This window comes from Bradyrhizobium arachidis (assembly GCF_015291705.1).
Lineage (GTDB): Bacteria > Pseudomonadota > Alphaproteobacteria > Rhizobiales > Xanthobacteraceae > Bradyrhizobium > Bradyrhizobium arachidis.
Genome location: NZ_CP030050.1, coordinates 9489581 through 9504864, shown reverse-complemented (window position 1 = coordinate 9504864; position 15284 = coordinate 9489581). Strand labels below are relative to the sequence as shown.

Below are 15284 nucleotides of genomic sequence, written 5' to 3'. Positions count from 1 at the left end.
ATAGCAGGCTGGGGCTTCAGGTCAAAGGCGACCGTTTGTCTAATCTATTGCGCCGGCAGGATCGCGATCGACAGCGAATTGTCCTTGGCGCCGCTGACCTGGAGCACGAAGGGCTTGTCCGAGAGCTCATATTTCATGGTCTTGCGGATGCCCTGGCAATCGGTGGCGCCGCTGAAGGCCACGGGCTTGAGGAAATGCCCGTCCTGGACCACGTCGACCCAGGCTCCGGAGGAGAGGCTGATCGTGTAGAGCCCGGCCTTCGCCGCCTTGATGCTGGTGAAGCCGGCGAAGGTGCCGTCCTTCGGCGCCCGCTCCGGCGGCGTCGGCAGCTTGGCGTCCTGAGGCGCGACCAGCCCCAGCGTGATGGCGGCCGCCGGCAGCGCAGCCTGCTCGGCCCCCGAGGCAAGCTTGGTCCGGTCCGGCGCCGTCAGCGCCGCGCGCTCACGCTCGATCGGCCATTTGAACTTGTCGCAGCCGCTCGGCTCCTCGGCGGCCAGGGCGGAGGTCGCACTGAGCGAAAGCACAGCGAGGAGGGCGAGGATGCGCATGTCAAATCTCATCGTTGGCCGCGCGCGGGCGCGGCTTGCGGAAAGTCTTCGTTGTAAACGGGATGCGCATCCCGGGATGCCGCGGGCTTACGGCCAGGGCGGCAAACCGATCTTAGCGCATTTGATTGGAGCGAACCAACCAACTACTTCGTCATCTCGGGGCGCGCGCCCAATCGCAACTGTCGTCCCGGACAAGCGCAGCGAAGCGGAGCGCCGATCCGGGACCCATAGCCACAGTCAGGTGTGTTACGGGGATTCGGAGTGACCTGCTTCGGGCCACACGTCTTCCTGTGGTTATGCGACGAGCGCAAGCGCTCGCGCAGGGGTCCCGGGCTCGCTTCGCGCCCCGGGACGACACCGAGAGGGAGGCGGCAGCACGCCCAACTGCCCTACGGCTTCGCATCCCCTGCATGCAGCACCGCCTTGCAGGCCGCGGGCATCTGCGCCAGCGTCATCGGCGGCTTTGGCTTCGGCGGCTCCGGCGGCGGTTTTGGATGCAGCACGGCGTCCGAGAACCAATAAGCGAGGTCGGACGGCTTGCAGCCCTCGTCGTCGGATTGCGACGGCTGGCCCTCGCAGTCGCCGGCGCCCGCCGGGCAGCGCATGCGGATGTGGAAGTGATAGTCGTGGCCCCACCACGGCCTGATCTTCGACAGCCACGAACGGTCGCCCTTGGCCTCGCGACACAGCGCCTTCTTGATCGCGGCATTGACGAAGATGCGCTGCACCGCCGGCTCCTGTGCCGCGTCGCGCAGCACCAGCACATGGCTAGGTGTGAACACCTTCGGATCGACGTCGAGCCGGTCCGGCCGCACCATCATCACCGCCGACATCTCCTCGCGCTCCTCGCGCGAGAGCCGCCGGTCCGGCATCGGCGTCAGCCAGATGTCGGCGTCTAACCCGATCTGGTGGCTGGCATGGCCCGACAGCGCCGGGCCGCCGCGTGGCTGGCCGATGTCGCCGACCAAAATGCCCGGCCAGCCCGCGTCCTTGTGCGCCTTGGCAGCCAGGCGCTTGATCAGCGCGATCATGTCAGGATAGCCGTAGTTGCGGTTGCGCGACAGCCGCATCACCTGCCAGTTGTCGCCGTTGAGCGGCATCTGCATGGCGCCGCCGATGCAGCCCTTGGTGTAGGAGCCGATGACATGCGCCGGCCCCGTCGAGGGCAGCAGTTTTCGCGCGAACAGCTCCTTGGCGCCGAGATGCGGATCGTTGGGATTGGCCAGCGGCGGCAGCGGCTTCGGGGTGACGCTGCCCTTGTCCTGGGCCAGCGCGTCGCCGGCGGCCAGGAGCGTCATGACGAGCAGGAGGGGGGCGATGCGGCGGGGACTCATGCTGACATCCTTATAACCCAACGCCGCGTCAGGGTTAAGAATTAGGCTCGTGGGCGCCGCCCTCACGGCGTGCGCGCAACACCACGATCCACATTTCCAACTAGGCCGTTGCAAAATTCTGTGTCAGTCGGCCGATTTTTAACGGCCCGATAACCTTAGACTGCATTGACCAAAATTCGTGCGCGGCGTGGGGAATAGACCCGGCCCGCATGCAATCGCGCGCGATCCCGGAAATGATTCACGCAGGCGCGCAATTTTGCGCCAGATCGCGTGCTGATTGCGACGCGCCGGTGGGCTTGATGTGTCCGTAGACGTGGCCTGCGCCCTGCAAACAGGCAGACGGGAGCGTGCGGGACCGGAGCCCGCCGGTGCGAGACCGCCCAAGATTACTTTTTTTTCAGACACTTGCTCCAACACTTGCGGCCGCTGGGCGCGGCTAGGACGTGTGAAGTTGAGTTTGGGGTCCCAAAAAACAAAAAAGCGAAAGCGCAATGTGCTCGCCCGGGCTGGCCGACAGCCCCGCAAGCCGCGCTTTGCGCGCGTGCGCCCTGCCGAACGAGACCTGCTCGTGCAGAGCCGCGCGGAAGCTGCCATCATCGAAGCGCGTAAATCGCATGAGCGGCTGCGCCAGGCCGTCGACCTGCTGCCGCAGGGCATCGTGATTCTCGACCCCGAAGGCCGCTACGTCCTCTGGAACAAGCAATATTCCGAGATCTACAGCAAGACCGCCGATCTGTTCGAAGAGGGCGCGCGCCTGGAAGACACGCTGCGCGTCGGCGTCGCCCGCGGCGACTATCCGGAAGCCGCCGGTCACGAGGACGAGTGGATCGCCGAGCGGCTGAAAAAGCTCTACGAGCCCGGCAAGCGCCACGAGCAGACGCTGTCGGACGGCCGCGTCATCCTGATCGAGGAGCGCCGCACCGAGGACGGCGGCGTCGTCGGCCTGCGCGTCGACATCACCGAGTTGAAGCGGCGCGAGGCCTCGTTCCGCCTGCTGTTCGACGGCAATCCCGTGCCCATGATCGTCTGTGCGCTGGACGACGAGCGTATTCTCGGCGTCAACGACGCCGCGATCGCGCATTACGGCTATGGCCGCGCCGAGTTCGAGAAGCTGACGATCCGGGCCTTGCAGGCCTTCGAGAGCGAGCCACCCTGGACCTCCGATCGCTCCAGCGACGAGCAGGTCGCGCGCACCTGGAAGCACGTCAAGGCCGACGGCGCGCTGATCGACCTTGCGATCTATTCGCGCGAACTGACCTATGCCGAGCGGCCCGCGGTGCTGCTCGCGCTGATGGACATCACCGAGCGCAAGCGCGCCGAGGCGCGGCTCGCCTTCATGGCCCAGCACGATGGCCTGACCGGCCTGCCCAACCGCAATCTGCTGCGCCAGCAGGTCGACGAGATGCTGCTGCACACACGGCGCAGCGCCGAGAAGGTCGCGCTGTTGATGCTGGGGCTCGACAATTTCAAGGCGGTCAACGACACGCTCGGGCATGCGATCGGCGACAAGCTCTTGCGCGGCGTCGCCAAACGGCTGCGCTCGACGCTGCGCGAAGAGGACGCGTTGGCGCGGCTCAACTCCGACGAGTTCGCGATCGTGCAGAGCGGGCTGACGCGACCCGAGGATGCGGCGGGCCTCGCAAAACGCCTGCTGGAGGCCATTTCCGACCCCTATCTGCTCGACGGCCATTCCGTGGTGATCGGCGCCTCGATCGGCATCGCGATGGCGCCGGGCGACGGCGATGACTCCGAGAAGCTGCTCAAGAGCGCCGACATGGCGTTGTCGCGCGCCAAGCAGGATGCGCGCGGCAGCTTCGCCTTCTTCGAGGCCGCGCTCGATGCGAAAGCGCAGAGCCGCCGCAAGATCGAGGTCGAGCTGCGCGATGCGATCCAGAGCGACGTGCTGCGCCCCTATTACCAGCCGCTGATCGATCTCCAGAGCGGCCGCATCACCGGCTTCGAGGCGCTGGTGCGCTGGCCGCATGCCGAGCGCGGCATGGTCTCGCCGGCCGAGTTCATCCCGGTCGCCGAGGACACCGGCCTGATCAATCCGCTCGGCGGATTGATGCTGCGCCGGGGCTGCCTGGATGCCGCGAGTTGGCCCGACGACGTCCGCGTCGCCGTCAATTTGTCGCCGCTGCAGTTCCGCAGCGGCAACCTGCTCTCGATGGTGACGGACGCGCTGAAGCAGTCCGGCCTGCCGCCGCGCCGGCTCGAGCTCGAGATCACCGAGACGCTGCTCCTGGAGAAGAGCGCCCAGGTGCTGGCGACGCTGCATGCGCTGCGCGCGCTCGGCGTGCGCATCTCCATGGACGATTTCGGTACCGGCTATTCCAGCCTCAGCTATCTGCGCAGCTTCCCCTTCGACAAGATCAAGATCGACCAGTCCTTCGTGCGCGACCTCGGCGCCAACCGCGAGGCGCAGGCGATCATCCGCTCCATCGTCAGTCTCGGCAAAGGTTTGGGTGTCACCATCACCGCCGAGGGCGTCGAGACCGAAGCCGAGCTGAGTTGTCTGCGCGCCGAGGGCTGCGACGAAGGGCAGGGTTTCCTGTTCAGCAAGGCCCGCCCGAATGCGGAGATCATCAGCCTCCTGGCCGCACAACGCGGCATCGATGCCGTCGACGAGGACGCCGCGCTGGTGGCGTGAGGCTTCACCTCTCCCCGTCTGCGGGGCGAGGTCGGAATGCGCGCATAGCGCGGATTCCGGGTGAGGGGGTACAGGTCTTCCGACGATCTCACCGGCGTTGCCGTCAACCCTACCGGGGACAGTGCCGGATGAACGTCACGTTCCTGGCGTACAGGTACGTGTAGGGGTCAACCTGGTCGAGCGCGTGGTGCTTCATCACCCAGTCGCGAACCTCGGGCGCGTAGGACGACATCATCAGCTGAGTCTCGCCCGGATTGATGCTGCGGTCGCCGTGATGCGCCGCGTGAAACATGAAGTAGCCGCTCGGGGTGATGCAGATCTTGTTGAGCGGAACGACCCCAAGAACCGTCGTGCAAGACGATTTGCAGCGGCCATCGATCACGACGCGATCATATTCCGCATTGACGTGCGTATATGTGTAGATGTGTGCGGCGGTGTTGCCGCCTGGGTCGTGAAGGTAATAGACCTTCTCCGCGTACGCGGTATCTGCCACGGCCAACGTGAAGAGGATCATACTGATCACGGTTGGAATCCGACGCATATCATCCCCCTTTGCTTGTCGCCAATCCCCTGAATGCACCGGACCGGATGCCGTTGCGATACGCTACTTCAAGCGGCTGAGCTGCATGATCAAATTGGGTTGAGCAGCGCCGGAAATCCAGCCCTGCACGCCCTGGTGCGATCGCCACATGGCGCCGAACTTGAGAGGACGAGCGGACTACGGCGCGGGCGTCGACAGGATCACCTTCCCCACATCCTCGTAATGCGTATCCCGCGCCTGGATCTGCTGCGCGATCGCATGCATGTCGCGAAAGCGACGCTCGAACGGATTGCTGCGGAACACGGCCGTCGCGCCGGCCATGTGATAGGCGGTGTCGACCACCTTTGCCGATTGGTGGATCGTCCAGGTCGCCGCGAGCCGCACCGCGCTGCGATGCGCCGCGCTGAATTCGCCGGTCGCGACGAGATCGCGCCACATCGCATTCGCCGTCGCATAGAGATAGGCGCGCGCGGCGCGCAGATCCGCCTCGGTGCGGCCGATCAGGCCCTGGACCGCCCCGTTGTCCCGCATGGCGCTTGCCGCGAGCGACTGATGTTTTCCGCGCGCGAGCGCGATGGCCGCATCCAGCGTGGCGCGCGCGACGCCGAGCGAGACCGCGGCAAAACCGAGACTGAACGTCAAGCCGGTGCCGATCCTGTAGAGCGGACCCGGCTCGCGCAGCGCCGGCGTCACGTCGCGGAACGCGGTGAAGCGCTCGGGGATGAACAGGTCGCGCACCTCGTAGGAATCCGTGCCGGTGCCGGCGAGCCCGATCGCCTGCCAGACGTCGTGCAGCACCGCGCTTGCGACCGGAAACAGGATGGTGCGCACCTCCGGCGATCCCTCGGCATTCTTGCGCGGCACTCCGTCGCCATCGACGATGCGCACATGCGCGCCCAGCCAGCTCGCCTGCCGCGAGCCCGAGGCAAAATCCCAGCGCGCGGTGACCCGATAGCCGCCCTCAACGGCGCGCGCTTCATGCGCGATCGCGCCCCAGGCGAGGATGCCGGGCGGTGTGTTGAAGATCTCCTGCGCGGTATCGTGATCGAGCCAGGCCGCGATCATCGCGCAGACGCTGCATTGGCCGAGGCACCAGGCCGTGGACGCATCCGCCTTCGCCACCTCCTCCAGCATCTGCATGAAGCTCTCGATCGGGACTTCCGCGCCGCCGAGGCTTTGCGGCAGCAGCGCGCGATAGAGGCCGTTCTCGATCAGCGCGGAGGTGACCGCCGGCGTCAGCCGCCGCGTCCGCTCGATCTCGTCCGCCTCGCCCGCGATCAGCGGTGCGAGAGCGCGGGTACGCTCGATGAGGCCCACTCCGGGAGTTGCGTTCATTGCTGCGCTTCCTCGCTCCTTCTGCCGTGAGCGGTAGATGCGCGATGGTGATCTATTTGATGCCTGGGATCAAGATTACATCCGGGGCCTGATTTGCAGGCCACCAACTTGCTCCCCCGTCACCCTGAGGTGCAAGCTGAGCGGCGCGAATGCGCCGCTGGGCGAGCCTCGAAGGGCGACGGCCCGGCTGCATCGTGGCCGTTCATCCTTCGAGGCTCGGCCTGCGCTGCGTTCGCATCGCATGCCTCGCGCCTCAGGATGACGGCGCTTAGACCGGCCTAGGTCGGATCATCCAGCCGCCGCTCCATGATGATCGTGCGCTCGTCACCATGATAGCTGTCGCGCACGGCACTGAACCCGAGCTTTGCGTAGAAAGCCTCGGCGGTGACCGACGAAGGAACGGTCAGCGAGGGAATGTTTCTCGCCCGCGCCGTCTGCTCGATCTCCGCCATCAGCAGCTTGCCGATCCCGCGCGCCTGAACGTCGGGAGCGACGAAGACCGTGCGCACCACGCTGCCGTCGAGGCTTGCCGTTCCGACGATGCGGCTGCCGATGCTGGCGACGAAAACGCGGCGCCTTCCGATCAGCTGCCGCACGGCGTCCGGACTGAAGCTGCGCGCGACCCGCGCGATGATCTCGTCGGTATAGTCTTTCGCGTTGGTTTCGCGCAGCGCGCGCAGGATCACGCCGCTGATGTCAGCTGCGTCGTCCTCGCGTGCGGGCCGGATCGTGTAGTTCATGGCCATGAGCTTGTCGCGCAATCGCAGTTAATGCTACCGTTGGTAGCATATTCGTAAGGTACCGTCCAAGAGGCACCGCATGACGAAGCCACCCCGACGCGACGCTCGCCCCGCCCCGGCCGTCACACGCGCCGTGGCGACCGGGCTGACGCTCGAGGACGCATCCATGGGCGACATCGTCGATGCGTTGGCGGGCGGGCACGTCACCGCCACGGCGCTGACTGAGGCCTATCTTGCGCGCATCGCGGCCTATGACCGCAACGGGCTCATGCTCAATTCCGTCCGCACGCTCAATCCCGACGCACGCGCGATCGCGGGCAAGCTCGACGGCGTCAGGCCGTCGGCCAAACGGCCGCTCGCGGGCGTGCCGATCCTGCTGAAGGACAACATCGCCACCGGCGACAAGCAGCCGACCACGGCGGGCTCGCTGGCGCTGGACGGCGCGCGCGCCAAGGGTGACGCCACCATCGTCAAGCTGCTGCGAAACGCCGGCGCCGTGATCCTCGGCAAGGCGAACCTGACGGAGTTCGCCAACATCCTCGCGATCGACATGCCGGGGGGCTATTCCTCGCTCGGCGGCCAGGTGAAGAATCCCTACGTGCCGACGCTGCTGGATGATCGGGGCATCCCGGTCGTCGACCCCGGTGGCTCGAGCTCGGGTTCGGCGGCAGCTGTCGCCGCCGGCCTGTGCGCGGCCTCGATCGGCACCGAGACCTCAGGCTCGCTGCTGCACCCTGCCAGCCGCAATGGCCTCGTCACCGTGAAGCCGACCGTTGGTTTGATCAGCCGCGCCGGCATCGTGCCGATCGCGCACAGCCAGGACACCGCCGGGCCGATGACGCGCACCGTGCGCGATGCAGCGATGCTGCTGAATGTGCTGGCGGCCAAGGATCCCCTCGATCCCGTGACGGAGCGGCAGCAGAGGCCCGCCGATTACACCGCCGACCTCGCACGCGATGCGATGAAGGGCGCGCGCATCGGCGTGCCGAGCGATCCCGCCGATCCCTTGAACGATCCCTACTACGGCAAGCTTCCGCCTGACGCTACGAAGTTAATGGCCGAGACCATCAAGATGCTCGAGGATCTCGGCGCCGTCATCGTGCGGTCCAGCATGCCGGCGCCGGGCTGGATGAGCGGACCGGGCACGATCATGGCCGTGCTCAACCGCAATCCGCTGAGCGGCAACAAGGGCAATGCGGTCGTGCAGCGGATCGTCTTCCTCTACGAGCTGAAGCACGATCTCAACCTCTACCTGAAGGATTGGGCGACCCACACCGACATCAAGACCATCGCGGACATCGTTGCCTTCAACGAGGCTCATGCCGACAAGGCGCTGCGCTTCGGCCACGACCTGTTCCTCGCCGCCAACAGCACCAGGGGCGATTTGAGCGAGCGCGAGTACAAATCGGCGCGCGCGATGGACCTCCTCACCGCCAGGACGCGCGGCATGGACGCCTACATGAACCAGCACAAGCTGGACGCCGTCCTGTTCCCCGGCGCGACCGGCGCGGCGATTGCCGCCAGGGCAGGCTATCCCAGCGTCGCGGTACCGGGCGGTTTCGTCTCGGGAGCCGACGGCAAGGACACGCCCGACTATCCGCTCGGCGTCACCTTCGCTGGCCGCGCCTGGAGTGAGCACAAGCTGCTGCGTCTCGCCTACGCCTATGAACAGGCGTCGAACATGCGCAAGCCGCCGCCCGGTCTGCCGGCGCTTTGAGCTGCAGTGACATCGGGTTTGGCCGAAGGGCCCCTCAGCCGTTCGGCAGCCACCACCAGAAGATCGCAACGACGAGGCACGCCGCGAGGCACACGGCCTGGTGGCCCATTTCCATCCAGTAGGAGACCGGCGCGGTGTCCCTCTGGACCACCTGGCGCGACCAGTCCAGCAGCCAGTCCACGAGATCGGGACTGAAAGCCCTGATTTCCCGCTCCGTATAGCCGTCCCGCAGCATGCGGCCGCAATCGACGCACAGATAGATCGCGACGATGCGAGCAACGACCTCACACAGGAAGAACCGCATGCATGGACCCGTTTCATCGGTGTCGCGCATCGATCGGCGGGATGCACGATGATGCTTTGGTGCGACCTGGTTTGGTGCGGCTGGATTTGCGGTTGGTTCAACCGCCGCGGCGTCCCCCGACGGTGATCGGGTCCGTCGGCGCCGCGCCTGCATTGAACCTCTCCGGCCTCCGGACGCACCAACGGCGCGTAAGTCCCGAAAAGCCGCGACGAAGGAGCGCGCGATGAAGGCCCTGAAAGCATCGATCCGTGTCGCGGTCACCGCGCTCGCCCTGAGCCTGTCGTTCGCCGCGCCGTCCCATGCCGAGGAGGACGAGGCGGGTACGCTCACGCGGCAGATGAAGCAGCTTTACCGGGCCGGGAAGTACACCGAAGCGCTGCCATTGGCCCAGAAATCCCTGGCCCTTCGTGAGAAGGAGTTCGGCCCCGACGATGCGAACGTCGCGATGCCGCTGAATGACCTCGGCACGATCCACTATAATCTCGGGCAATACGCGGTCGCCGAGCCGCTGTACAAGCGCGCGCTGGCGATCCGGGAGCGGACGCTCGGTCCGGATCATGCCGAAGTCGCGATGGTGCTGAACAATCTGGGCGATCTCTACCGCGCGGAAGAGCGTTACGCGGAAGCGGAGCCGCTGCTCAAGCGGTCGATCGCCATTGGCGAGAAAACCAATGATCCGTCGGTGGTGCTGGCGTTGAGTAATCTCGGCGCCGTCTACAGCAATGAAGGGCGGTACGACCAGGCGGTGCCGCTGTTCAAGCGCGGGCTCGCCATCCTCGAGAAAGCGCTCGGCCCCGACGATCCCGAAGCCACCGTGCTGATGAGCAATCTGGCCGATGCCTACATCCACCAGCATCGCTATGCCGATGCCGAGCGGCTGCTCAAGCGGGCGATGGCGGTGACCGAGAAGGCGTTCGGTCCCGATCATCCCGACGTCGCGCAGGCGCAGAACAATCTGGCCGCGCTCTACGCGCGTCAGGGCCGCAACACCGAGGCCGAGCGGTTGTTCAAGCGATCGGCGGCCGCGATGGAGAAGACGCTCGGGCCGAACCACCCGGATCTGGCGGAGGTGCTGGAGAACCTCGCCGGTCTCTACCGGGATCAGGGGCGCTATGCCGATGCCCAACAGGTCCTGAAACGGTCGATGGCCATTCGAGGCAAGACAAGGCCGATCTGACCAGCCATGCGCGACTTGATTTCCGCCATCGCCAAGAATCGTCCGATTCGCTCCATTCTCTCTGGCCTGATCACATTTGCGTTCATGGCGAATGCTTCGCCGGTCGCGGCCAGCGAATGGCGTTACGGCTGCCGGGGCGTGCTGCCGAGCGGCGATGCACCGGTCATCATCTTCAATCGCTCCTCGCTGATCATGTTGCCGAAGGGCTGGGTCGGCGGGCCGCTGCTCGGGGCGGTCAACGATCAGCTTTTGAGCGCGAGCTTCAGCGCAACCGACAACAATTCGGGGCTTGCCGCGACGATGGTGTTCAAGCGTGACGACCATCCCGACGAGAAGCTGACCCTGACCGAGACGTCGTCGAAGACGATCTCCGATGTCAACCGTCCGGCCGGCCATCAACCGCGCTCGGAGCAGATCACCACCTACCGCAAGGTCTATCGGTGGGTCAGCGACGGCATCTATCAGGGTCCGTACGACATCAAGATGGACTGCGTGAATTACGAGCTCTCGGCGCCCCGTCGATAGCGTTGCCTGGGGAGCGCAATGCGCCCCGACAGCCCCCAGCGGGCGGCGAGCAGTCGTGCCGACGACATTTTTCCAACTTTTTTGCGCATTGACGGCCGCACCATGTCGGCACGGACCGGTCTCGATCGTCCTTGGGGAGACACGTCCCGGGACGTGCTGGACACGGACCCGGCACATGTGAAAGTGATTTCGTCAATTCGAGCCATCAGAGCCGCAACTGGAGCAATGCCCATGAGGATCACCGTCGAAACCAGCGTCGCCGCCCCCATCGATCAGGTCTGGCGCGCCTACACGACGCCGGCCGACATCGTGAAGTGGAACGCCGCGTCCGACGATTGGCACACGACCAAGGCGACGGTGGACCTGCGGGAGGGCGGCCTCTTCTCGTCGCGCATGGAGGCCAAGGACGGCAGCATGGGTTTTGACTTCGCCGGCACCTACACGACGATCGTCGAGCACAAGCTGATCGAATATGCGTTCGGCGATCGCAAGGCCGAGGTCGAGTTCGTCCCCGGTCCGAAGGGCGTCACCGTCCGCGTCGTCTTCGATGCTGAATCGACCCACTCGGTCGAGCAGCAGAAGGGCGGCTGGCAGGCGATCCTCGACAATTTTGCACGCTACGTCGCGGCGAAGCAGAAAGCGTCGTAAGGGCCTGCAGGGCGCTACGGTAGCCTCACGGGTTCACCGAACCATCGCACCGTAGCGCGAGCCGCTTCATCGAGGTCAGGCGGCTCCCCGCCGGCCCACGCCACGATGCCGTCCGGGCGCACGAGCAAAGCGCTCAACCCCAGTCGATCCTCAGGCTCGCCTGCAACATGATCGATCCGGCCGATCCAGCGGCGCGCAAGCGCCTGCAGCGATGGCTGGGCGCCGAAGTCCAGCAGCAGCCCTCGTCCTGTCCTGAGCAGCTCGCCCAGCCGCCTTCCATCGGCGAGTGCGAAATCGGGCGCGCTGCGGCCCACCAGAGGATGGGCATCGCCGAGATCGTAGCGGAGCGAGACGCCCCAGACGCGCTCGGCGAAATAGGTCGCGCCGTCGCGCGTGTCGATGAGGTCGCGGATGATCGCCTTTAACGCGCGCGAGCTCCTGCTCGGACGCATGAGGGCGACCTGGGCGCGCGACCAGTCGAGGATCTGTGCTCCCACCGGCTGCCGCTCGGCCGCATAGGTGTCGAGCAGGCCGGCCGAAGCATTGCCGCGAATGGTCGCGGCGAGCTTCCAGCCGAGGTTCATGGCATCGCCAAGGCCGAGGTTCAGGCCCTGGCCGCCCAGCGGCGAATGGATATGGGCGGCATCGCCCGCCAGCAAGACGCGGCGCTTGCGATAGCAGGTGGCCTGATGCGCGCGGTCAGTCCAGGTGGTGGCGAGCTGAAGGGCCGTCACGTTCACATCGAGGCCCGAGATCTTGCGCAGCATCGCCTCGATATGGCCGCGGTCCGGTTCGCTGCGGTGAGCAGCGCCACGGTCGAAATCGACCATGGCGATCGTGCCGGGCGCCGCATAGGTGTACATGCCCGACGCCGTGTAATGGCGGCCCGGCGTGAGCGCGGCCGGGTCGGCCAGCTCGACCAGCGCGGAATAGCCGGTGAATTCCGGATCGGTGCCGGCGAAACCGATACCGGCGGTCTTTCGCACCATGCTGCGTCCGCCGTCGCAGCCGACCAGCCAGCGACCCCGGACCATTCCGCCAGCCGTTGCAACGGTGACGCCATCGTCCGATTGCGCGAGAGCCTCGACGCCGCAGCCGCGCCGGATCTCGACGCCCAACGTCGCCGCGCGCATGGCGAGAACGGCCTCGATGCTCGCCATGTCGGCCGCGATGCTGCCGATCGGACCGGGCAGGCGATACGGCCATTGCGCGCTGTCGATCTGGTCGTGGAAGAACTGGATGCCGGCAAAGTGGCCGCCCGGGCGGCGCTGCTGCTGCATCCAGTGCGCGGCCGCCGGCGTGTCACGGCCGGCGGCGCGGCGTGTGAGATCGTCCAGCAGGTCGCGGCGATCGAGGCTCCCGATGGTCGGCACCGAAAGTCCGCGCAGCCCGAACGGCAGGCCCTTCAGCGGCGAATGCGGATCCTGCGTCTTTTCCAGCACCAGCACTGAGCAGCCCGCAAGCCTGAGCTCGCAGGCCAGGAACAGGCCGACCGGACCTGCGCCGGCAATGATGACGTCATAGGGGATGGTGTCGGGATTTTGCATGAATCGCTCCGTTGTCGATGTTCGACCGGAGCGTTTCCCGAACCCGAGGACCTCACGGACGAACGAGGGATCGCCTGACTGGCGACCGTTGTTCGTCGTGGGGATCTCGGGCGCGAGGCCAAAGACCAGAGCTTTCGTTACCGAAAGGACTTGGGCTTACCAGACCAAGTCTGCCTTTTCCGACATGGCCATTTAGCGTCGGGGCGCGGCTGCGTCAACGGGCGGCCGGCCGCGCTTCGCAGAGCTCATCCCATCTTCCGCGCTATTTCGGCGGCGTGTCGTAAAGCGGTTTGCCCTTGTCGACGATGTGGACGGTCAGCAGCTTGATCGTCTTGTCACCGACGACCTTGTAGGCGCCGTGCGGTACGTCCCTTGCGTTCAAGCCGACAGAGCCTGTTGGGATAGGCACCTGCTTTCCGTCCGGCAGCTCGATCGTGCCGCCTTCGAGGAAGTAATACGATTCGTCGCCATGGTGGATGTGCCGGGTCGACGTCTCTCCGGGCTTTATTTCGCTGGTGCTCGTGATGATTTCCATGTTGGTGCCGGTCAGGTCGCCCCGCTTCAGCTCCTTGCGGAATGGAGAGTCCTGAGCACTTGCGGTCGTCACCAACAACGTAGCCAAAGCGGATGCCACTAAAATCTTCATGGAATGCGTCCTCCCTGAAAATAATTGTCCGTCTCGCCTTACGCTGCCCAGCTTCGCGGAAATCCCTGTAAACGGCAAGGTTGTTGCCGGGAGTTCCTACACCTCGCATCGTCATGGCGAGCTTCCACGTCTTCGTCTACGATCCGATCCAGCAATTCGTCGGAGACACGCGCATGCGAACCATTGGTCTGATCGGAGGCATGAGCTGGGAGAGCACCGCGCTTTATTACAAGCTCATCAACGAGCGCGTGCGCGACCGCATGGGCAAGCTGCATTCGGCGCCGCTGCTGATGTATTCCTACGATTTCCAGGAGATCAAGGAGATGCAGTATGCCGGCCGCTGGCAGGAGGCAGCATCCAGCCTCGCCGAGGTCGCGCGGCGCCTCGAAAGCGCCGGCGCACGGGCGATCGCGCTGTGCACCAACACGATGCACAAGCTGGCGCCCGAGATCACGTCGAAGCTGACCATCCCCTTCATCCACATCGGCGACGCAACGGCAGAGCGCATCCGGTCCAAAGGATACCGGCGCGTCGGGCTGCTCGGTACCAGGTTCACGATGGAGGAGACCTTCTACATCGACCGGCTGCGCGCGCACGACCTCGACGTGCTCGTGCCTCCCGCCGATGAGCGGGCCGACGTGAACCGGATCATCTATGACGAGCTGTGCCTTGGCGTCGTCGCCGATCCTTCACGTCGCCGCTACCAGGATGTGATGGCGGCGCTCGTCGCATCAGGTGCCGAGTGCATCATCCTCGGCTGCACCGAGATCACGATGCTGGTCGGCGCGGACGACACAACGGTCGAGACGTTCGACACGACGGCGATCCACGCGGAGACCGCAGCCGATTTCGCGATCGGGTGAGGATGATCTGACTCGGTGGATCCCGGCGTTGGCACTTGTAGGATGGGTAGAGCGAAGCGAAACCCATCAAACACCATCCGCACGATCGGACCAACTTGACGAAAATTGTGAGATGTCGCGTCGGCGCGATGGGTTTCGCTTCGCTCTACCCATCCTACGAACCTCGCCCTGGGATACAATCGGGCAAATCCATCACCCTTGCTCCGTCGGCTTTTGTCCCGCGCGGATGAACTGGTCGCAAACGTTCAGAACCAGAGCATTATTCGCTATGTAGAAGCTCAATAAATGGCGGACGTTGGACGTCCGCTTTGGGTCGCTTGCAGACATCGGTCACATGTCCGCTCGACCGGTCCGACATTCGTTCGGATTTCGGTGAGCGCGCCGAAGCGCTGTGCGGCCGCCAGTCTCGATCACTCCGTCCCGAGCGCATTATTGCAACGTGGTTCTATTAGCCGCGAAGAGCAACGCAGCCTGAAAGACCGGGCCTGACGCTGTTCTGACCTCGATGGCAACATCTGGCCGATGGTCTTGTCCTGGAGCTTCCTTCGCCAGATCGCGGGCCAATTGCGCCAGGGAATCTAGAGCCTCTGCCTCAGCATCTGCTTGCGAAGGCAATTCCACGCCTTCCTCATCGGGGTAGAAGGCCAATCCGCTCCTGACGTCGAAGAAGTATCGCGGCACCGCATAGCACTCCAAAAACGTGAGCGCC

The 15284-nt window shown here is 65.3% G+C and carries 15 protein-coding genes and 1 pseudogene; 7 read left to right on the top strand and 9 right to left on the bottom strand.

Annotation, left to right across the window (positions count from 1 at the left end; translation table 11 throughout):
- Positions 1 to 44 precede the first annotated feature (44 nt).
- A complete protein-coding gene (locus WN72_RS44845; RefSeq protein ID WP_027564240.1) occupies positions 45 to 548 on the bottom strand; it encodes a hypothetical protein in 504 nt (167 codons plus the stop codon).
- Between the two features lie 389 nt (positions 549 to 937).
- Complete coding sequence (mepA, locus tag WN72_RS44840) at positions 938 to 1882, bottom strand: penicillin-insensitive murein endopeptidase (RefSeq protein ID WP_027564241.1); 945 nt, start codon at positions 1880 to 1882, stop codon at positions 938 to 940.
- A gap of 493 nt (positions 1883 to 2375) precedes the next feature.
- Between mepA and WN72_RS44835 the strand changes: the two genes are divergently transcribed.
- A complete protein-coding gene (locus tag WN72_RS44835) occupies positions 2376 to 4532 on the top strand; it encodes a putative bifunctional diguanylate cyclase/phosphodiesterase (protein ID WP_092212229.1) in 2157 nt (718 codons plus the stop codon).
- 109 nt (positions 4533 to 4641) lie between these two features.
- On the opposite strand, the gene WN72_RS44830 is transcribed toward WN72_RS44835, so the two are convergent.
- From WN72_RS44830 to WN72_RS44820, 3 genes are all read right to left on the bottom strand, one after another.
- Positions 4642 to 5046 (bottom strand): hypothetical protein, encoded by a 405-nt coding sequence (locus tag WN72_RS44830; protein ID WP_244553649.1) that lies wholly within the window; start codon positions 5044 to 5046, stop codon positions 4642 to 4644.
- A 204-nt stretch (positions 5047 to 5250) separates the two neighbouring features.
- Entirely contained in the window at positions 5251 to 6408 is a 1158-nt protein-coding gene (locus WN72_RS44825; RefSeq protein ID WP_092212233.1) for an acyl-CoA dehydrogenase family protein, read from the bottom strand.
- 278 nt (positions 6409 to 6686) lie between these two features.
- Positions 6687 to 7148 carry a GNAT family N-acetyltransferase gene (locus tag WN72_RS44820; protein ID WP_027564245.1) on the bottom strand — a complete coding sequence of 154 codons (462 nt, stop codon included), beginning with the start codon at positions 7146 to 7148 and terminating at the stop codon, positions 6687 to 6689.
- A gap of 79 nt (positions 7149 to 7227) precedes the next feature.
- On the opposite strand from WN72_RS44820, the gene WN72_RS44815 reads away from it, so the two are divergent.
- Positions 7228 to 8865, top strand: coding sequence for an amidase family protein (locus tag WN72_RS44815; RefSeq protein ID WP_092212235.1), 1638 nt, complete (start codon positions 7228 to 7230; stop codon positions 8863 to 8865).
- Between the two features lie 34 nt (positions 8866 to 8899).
- Here the strand turns inward: WN72_RS44815 and WN72_RS44810 are convergent, their stop codons facing one another.
- The gene (locus WN72_RS44810; protein WP_092212237.1) at positions 8900 to 9169 is read right to left on the bottom strand and encodes a hypothetical protein; all 270 of its coding nucleotides are present in this window, start codon (positions 9167 to 9169) and stop codon (positions 8900 to 8902) included.
- Positions 9170 to 9392: 223 nt separating this feature from the next.
- Between WN72_RS44810 and WN72_RS44805 the strand changes: the two genes are divergently transcribed.
- The 3 genes from WN72_RS44805 to WN72_RS44795 all read left to right on the top strand — a co-directional run bounded on the left by WN72_RS44805 (position 9393) and on the right by WN72_RS44795 (position 11519).
- The gene (locus WN72_RS44805; protein WP_092212239.1) at positions 9393 to 10346 is read left to right on the top strand and encodes a tetratricopeptide repeat protein; all 954 of its coding nucleotides are present in this window, start codon (positions 9393 to 9395) and stop codon (positions 10344 to 10346) included.
- A 6-nt stretch (positions 10347 to 10352) separates the two neighbouring features.
- The gene (locus WN72_RS44800; RefSeq protein ID WP_092212241.1) at positions 10353 to 10871 is read left to right on the top strand and encodes a hypothetical protein; all 519 of its coding nucleotides are present in this window, start codon (positions 10353 to 10355) and stop codon (positions 10869 to 10871) included.
- A gap of 231 nt (positions 10872 to 11102) precedes the next feature.
- Positions 11103 to 11519, top strand: coding sequence for an SRPBCC family protein (locus WN72_RS44795; RefSeq protein WP_092212415.1), 417 nt, complete (start codon positions 11103 to 11105; stop codon positions 11517 to 11519).
- A gap of 14 nt (positions 11520 to 11533) precedes the next feature.
- Here WN72_RS44795 and WN72_RS44790 read toward each other — a convergent pair whose 3' ends face one another.
- Both WN72_RS44790 and WN72_RS44785 read right to left on the bottom strand, forming a co-directional pair.
- Positions 11534 to 13066, bottom strand: coding sequence for an FAD-dependent monooxygenase (locus WN72_RS44790; protein WP_092212243.1), 1533 nt, complete (start codon positions 13064 to 13066; stop codon positions 11534 to 11536).
- A gap of 262 nt (positions 13067 to 13328) precedes the next feature.
- Positions 13329 to 13712: a cupin domain-containing protein gene (locus tag WN72_RS44785; protein WP_092212245.1), complete on the bottom strand. Its 384-nt coding sequence runs from the start codon at positions 13710 to 13712 to the stop codon at positions 13329 to 13331.
- Between the two features lie 173 nt (positions 13713 to 13885).
- Between WN72_RS44785 and WN72_RS44780 the strand changes: the two genes are divergently transcribed.
- Positions 13886 to 14575, top strand: a complete 690-nt coding sequence (locus tag WN72_RS44780) for an aspartate/glutamate racemase family protein (RefSeq protein WP_092212417.1) — start codon at positions 13886 to 13888, stop codon at positions 14573 to 14575.
- A gap of 153 nt (positions 14576 to 14728) precedes the next feature.
- A pseudogene (locus WN72_RS47680) lies at positions 14729 to 14860 on the top strand (LysR family transcriptional regulator); the annotation flags it as partial.
- A 144-nt stretch (positions 14861 to 15004) separates the two neighbouring features.
- Here WN72_RS47680 and WN72_RS47955 read toward each other — a convergent pair.
- Positions 15005 to 15196 carry a DUF6894 family protein gene (locus tag WN72_RS47955; RefSeq protein WP_430642275.1) on the bottom strand — a complete coding sequence of 64 codons (192 nt, stop codon included), beginning with the start codon at positions 15194 to 15196 and terminating at the stop codon, positions 15005 to 15007.
- Between the last annotated feature and the right edge of the window lie 88 nt (positions 15197 to 15284).